Here is a 4,076-nt window from a genome sequence, read left to right as displayed (position 1 = left end):
TCATTAGTTATTTCGAGCGAAGGACAACGAATGGGGTGGTCGAGGGAATCAACAATAAACTTAAACTAATAAAACGGAGAGGCTATGGCTTTAGAAACTTTCGGAATTTTTGGGTTAGAAGTATGTTGTCTTGGCATCTTGTCTGTTGATTTAGCATAAAGAGTAACGAAGAGCCAAACAGTATTTTAGTAACACGCAATTATCGTGATTTCTCTCAAATCCCTAATTTACGCCGACAAGATTGGACAATATAAAACTCTGTAGGGATGACTACGAAAATTGTTACATTTTTTAAGGATGACCGGATTCATTAAACCTCTTGCATAATTAATTTTTGAGGGTTCAAAAACGGTAAAAATAAGGATTAAATTGCATAAAATTCTTAAATAGACCATTTAATTGATTATTATTCATTCTTAATTATCCTGACGACCGACGACCGACTCCTAACCCTAACAACAATTTTTGATTTTTACAAGAGGTCTATTATTCAGCCATTAGCCTTGAATCGGCGATCGCTGATCACTGATCGCTGATAACCGATCCTTAACACCCCGTCAAAAAAAATATTTGCCAAAAAACCAGCCTAAGGGTATTTTAAGAATAATTTTATATGTTCACTGTGCGATTACATGAGAATCCTAGTTACGGGTGGTGCGGGTTTTATCGGTTCCCATCTAATCGATCGCTTGATGGAACAGGGTCATGAAGTGGTCTGTCTGGATAACTTCTACACAGGGACGCGCAGAAATATCGTTAAATGGCTAGGAAATCCTTATTTTGAGCTAATTCGTCACGATATCACCGAGCCGATCCGTCTAGAAGTCGATCAGATTTATCACCTGGCCTGTCCTGCTTCCCCAATCCACTATCAATATAACCCCGTAAAAACGATTAAAACCAATGTTTTAGGGACTATGTATATGCTGGGGTTAGCTAAACGGGTAAAAGCGCGATTTTTGCTCGCTTCCACCTCGGAAGTCTATGGCGATCCCGATGTGCATCCGCAAACGGAAGAATATCGAGGCAATGTCAACTGCATCGGACCGCGTTCCTGTTATGACGAGGGTAAACGGGTGGCGGAAACCTTGGCTTTTGAGTATTATCGGGAGCATAAAGTCGATATCCGGGTGGCCCGGATTTTCAACACCTACGGCCCGCGAATGCTGGAAAACGATGGTCGAGTGGTGAGTAATTTCGTCGTGCAAGCTTTGCGCGGTGAACCCCTGACGGTTTATGGTGAAGGTTCCCAAACCCGCAGTTTTTGCTATGTTTCTGACCTGGTGGAAGGGTTAATGCGTTTGATGAATGGGGACTTGATCGGGCCGGTTAATCTCGGCAATCCCGATGAATACACAATTCTGGAATTAGCGCAAGTGATCCAAGGCATGATTAATCCCGAGGCCGAATTGGTCTATCAACCACTGCCGGAAGATGATCCCAAGCAACGACAACCGGATATCACTCGTGCTAAAACCTATCTGGATTGGAGTCCAACTATTCCTCTAAATCAGGGTTTAAAAATGACGATCGAGGATTTCCGTTCTCGTCTAAGCTAATCCCTAATCAATAAATTTAACTTAATTGTCACTGGAGTGATTATCATGCGTGTTTGTGTTATCGGAACGGGTTATGTGGGTTTAGTCACTGGGGTTTGCCTAGCACATATCGGCCATCATGTTATCTGTATTGATAACAATGAAGAAAAAGTCAAATTGATGAAATCGGGACAATCCCCCATCTATGAACCGGGGTTATCGGAATTAATGCAGTCTTCGGCAGCCTCCGGCAATCTGGAATTTTCCACGGATCTAGAAGCGGGAGTTAAACACGGCGAAATCCTCTTTATCGCTGTTGGTACACCTGCACTACCGACGGGGGAAAGTGACACCCGTTATGTGGAAGCAGTGGCCCGGGGTATTGGGGCCCATCTCAACGGTGGTTATAAAGTAATCGTCAATAAATCTACCGTTCCCATCGGTTCTGGGGATTGGGTACGGATGATCGTCCTCGATGGCGTGGCCGAGAGACAAAAAAATCTCGTGGCTGCTGGAAGTATTAGTACAATAGAACGCATCGAAGCGGAATTCGATGTGGTCAGCAATCCCGAATTTTTACGGGAAGGTTCGGCGGTTTATGATACTTTTAACCCCGATCGCATTGTTTTAGGCAGTAATAACCCGAAAGCCATCGAAATGATGAAGCAATTGTACGCGCCTTTGGTTGAACGTCAATTCTCTGAAGATACCTCCTTGCCTCCCGTTCCCGTGGTGGTTACGGATCTCAGTTCGGCGGAAATGATTAAATACGCCGCTAATGCCTTCCTAGCCACCAAAATTAGCTTTATTAACGAAGTAGCTAACATCTGCGATCGCGTCGGAGCCGATGTCACCCAAGTGGCTAAAGGTATCGGTTTAGATTCCCGTATCGGTAGCAAATTCCTCTCGGCCGGGATCGGTTGGGGGGGTTCCTGTTTCCCCAAAGATGTGTCAGCTTTGGTGCATACCGCAGAAGACTACGGTTACGAAACGGAATTACTTAACGCCGCTATCAATGTTAACAAACGTCAACGGACAATTGCGATCGAAAAACTGCAACAGGAATTAAAAATCCTCAAGGGTAAAACCGTCGGTTTGTTGGGATTAACTTTTAAACCCGATACCGATGATATGCGCGATGCTCCGGCTTTAACCATGATCGAACAGTTAAATCGTTTAGGTGCTAAGGTAAAAGCCTATGATCCGATCGTTTCCCAAAGTGGTTTAAGTCACGGTCTCAGTGGTGTGATTATCGAATCGGATCCAGAAAGATTAGCCGATGGTTGTGACGCTTTGGTGGTGGTGACGGAATGGCAAGAATTCCTCCGTCTTGACTACGGCAAAATGGTTAAAACCATGCGCGAACCCGTGTTAATTGATGGTCGCAATTTCCTCGATCCCGCGGTGGTGACAGCAGCTGGTTTCCGTTACCTCGGTATTGGACGTTAATCCCAGGAATCCGCCTTTTCACTAGGACTGACGCGGGTGGGGAAGGGACAAGGAGCGCCAACCCCCTACCCCTGCTCCTAGGGGCGAAAATTGCCCGATTATGCCAGCTGAAAAACGAAAACTTCCTAGCTGACCATGGGGTTATTGGCTATAGTTAAATGATATGAACGGGGGCCACTAGAATCCGGGGGCGATGGGTAGAATTAAATTGAGAAACTAGAAATCAGTTTTAGCAATACCTATGGTTAGCTCTGTTCAATACCGCTACACTAACGAACAAGTTAGGGACTGGTTACGGGGATTACTGACAATTGCTTGGTGTGATGGGGATTATAGCACCAGCGAACAGGAATCGATCGCCCGTTTCGCTCACGAATTAGAATTAGATGACGACCACGTTCTCTATCAATCGATTAGTCCCGAAGAATTGGCCGCAAGTTTCGGTCATGACCCCAAAATATCAGAAAACTTCCTCCGCACGGCGGTCATGGTAGCAATCGCCGATGGCATTTATTCCCCCGCAGAAGCGGCATTACTGCATAGTTATCGGGATGCTTTCGGGTTAGAAATCGAGGCCTTGTCAGCTTTAGAACATACTGTCTGTGAAATTCCCGAAATTACCACGGAAGCGCAGAAATCCGAGTTTATCAGTGCCGAACATCCCCACCCAGATCTGCTGCATCCCCTCAAAGATTGGTTAGATGGGGTAGAAATGCACGATCCGCGCCTGGCCCGGTTTATCTGCAAAATGGTGCCGCCTCAATGTCCTTTTGAACGCGATATCGTGCTTTTTGGTCATAAATTAGTCCATATTCCGCCTCTGTGCAAGTTAAATCCTCTCTACGAACAATTAGTCGGTTTACGCTTCCGCGCCCTATCATACTTAGCCGATGATTGTCAAGAGGATATTTCCGAGTATATTTAGCCAGTTTAACTAAAATTGTGACTAACATGGCATAAATATCCTGCTGACAGAAAATATCTCAGCCTAAAGGCCTTTCCTAGCCAGGGCTGGCTGAATAAATCTAAAAACCTTGTTGGATAAGGCTTTTAGACTTTTTTCCCCTCAAAAAGTGCTGACCATTGGAG

General features: G+C 45.1%; 4 protein-coding genes. All 4 read left to right on the top strand.

The features are described 5' to 3' along the window. Positions 1–149, top strand: a 149-nt coding sequence (locus IQ242_RS18325; protein ID WP_193960957.1) for a transposase, incomplete at its 5' end; no start/stop codon positions are given. A gap of 483 nt (positions 150–632) precedes the next feature. Next, positions 633–1,559, top strand: a complete 927-nt coding sequence (locus IQ242_RS18320) for a UDP-glucuronic acid decarboxylase family protein (protein WP_193960956.1) — start codon at positions 633–635, stop codon at positions 1,557–1,559. 45 nt (positions 1,560–1,604) lie between these two features. Then, positions 1,605–2,987, top strand: a complete 1,383-nt coding sequence (locus tag IQ242_RS18315) for a UDP-glucose/GDP-mannose dehydrogenase family protein (protein WP_193960955.1) — start codon at positions 1,605–1,607, stop codon at positions 2,985–2,987. 241 nt (positions 2,988–3,228) lie between these two features. Beyond that, positions 3,229–3,912: a Mo-dependent nitrogenase C-terminal domain-containing protein gene (locus IQ242_RS18310; protein WP_193960954.1), complete on the top strand. Its 684-nt coding sequence runs from the start codon at positions 3,229–3,231 to the stop codon at positions 3,910–3,912. The last annotated feature ends 164 nt before the right edge of the window (positions 3,913–4,076 follow it).

The sequence above is a fragment of the Microcystis sp. LEGE 08355 genome (genome assembly GCF_015207185.1).
In the GTDB taxonomy this organism is placed as follows: Bacteria; Cyanobacteriota; Cyanobacteriia; order Cyanobacteriales; family Microcystaceae; genus Microcystis; species Microcystis panniformis.
This window is presented reverse-complemented; position numbering and strand designations above follow the sequence as displayed.

What these genes read in the sequence shown, in the direction of transcription:
- IQ242_RS18320 (WP_193960956.1), top strand. Translation starts at nt 633, where the DNA reads ATGAGAATCCTAGTTACGGGTGGTGCGGGTTTTATCGGTTCCCATCTA.
- IQ242_RS18315 (WP_193960955.1), top strand. Translation starts at nt 1,605, where the DNA reads ATGCGTGTTTGTGTTATCGGAACGGGTTATGTGGGTTTAGTCACTGGG.
- IQ242_RS18310 (WP_193960954.1), top strand. Translation starts at nt 3,229, where the DNA reads ATGGTTAGCTCTGTTCAATACCGCTACACTAACGAACAAGTTAGGGAC.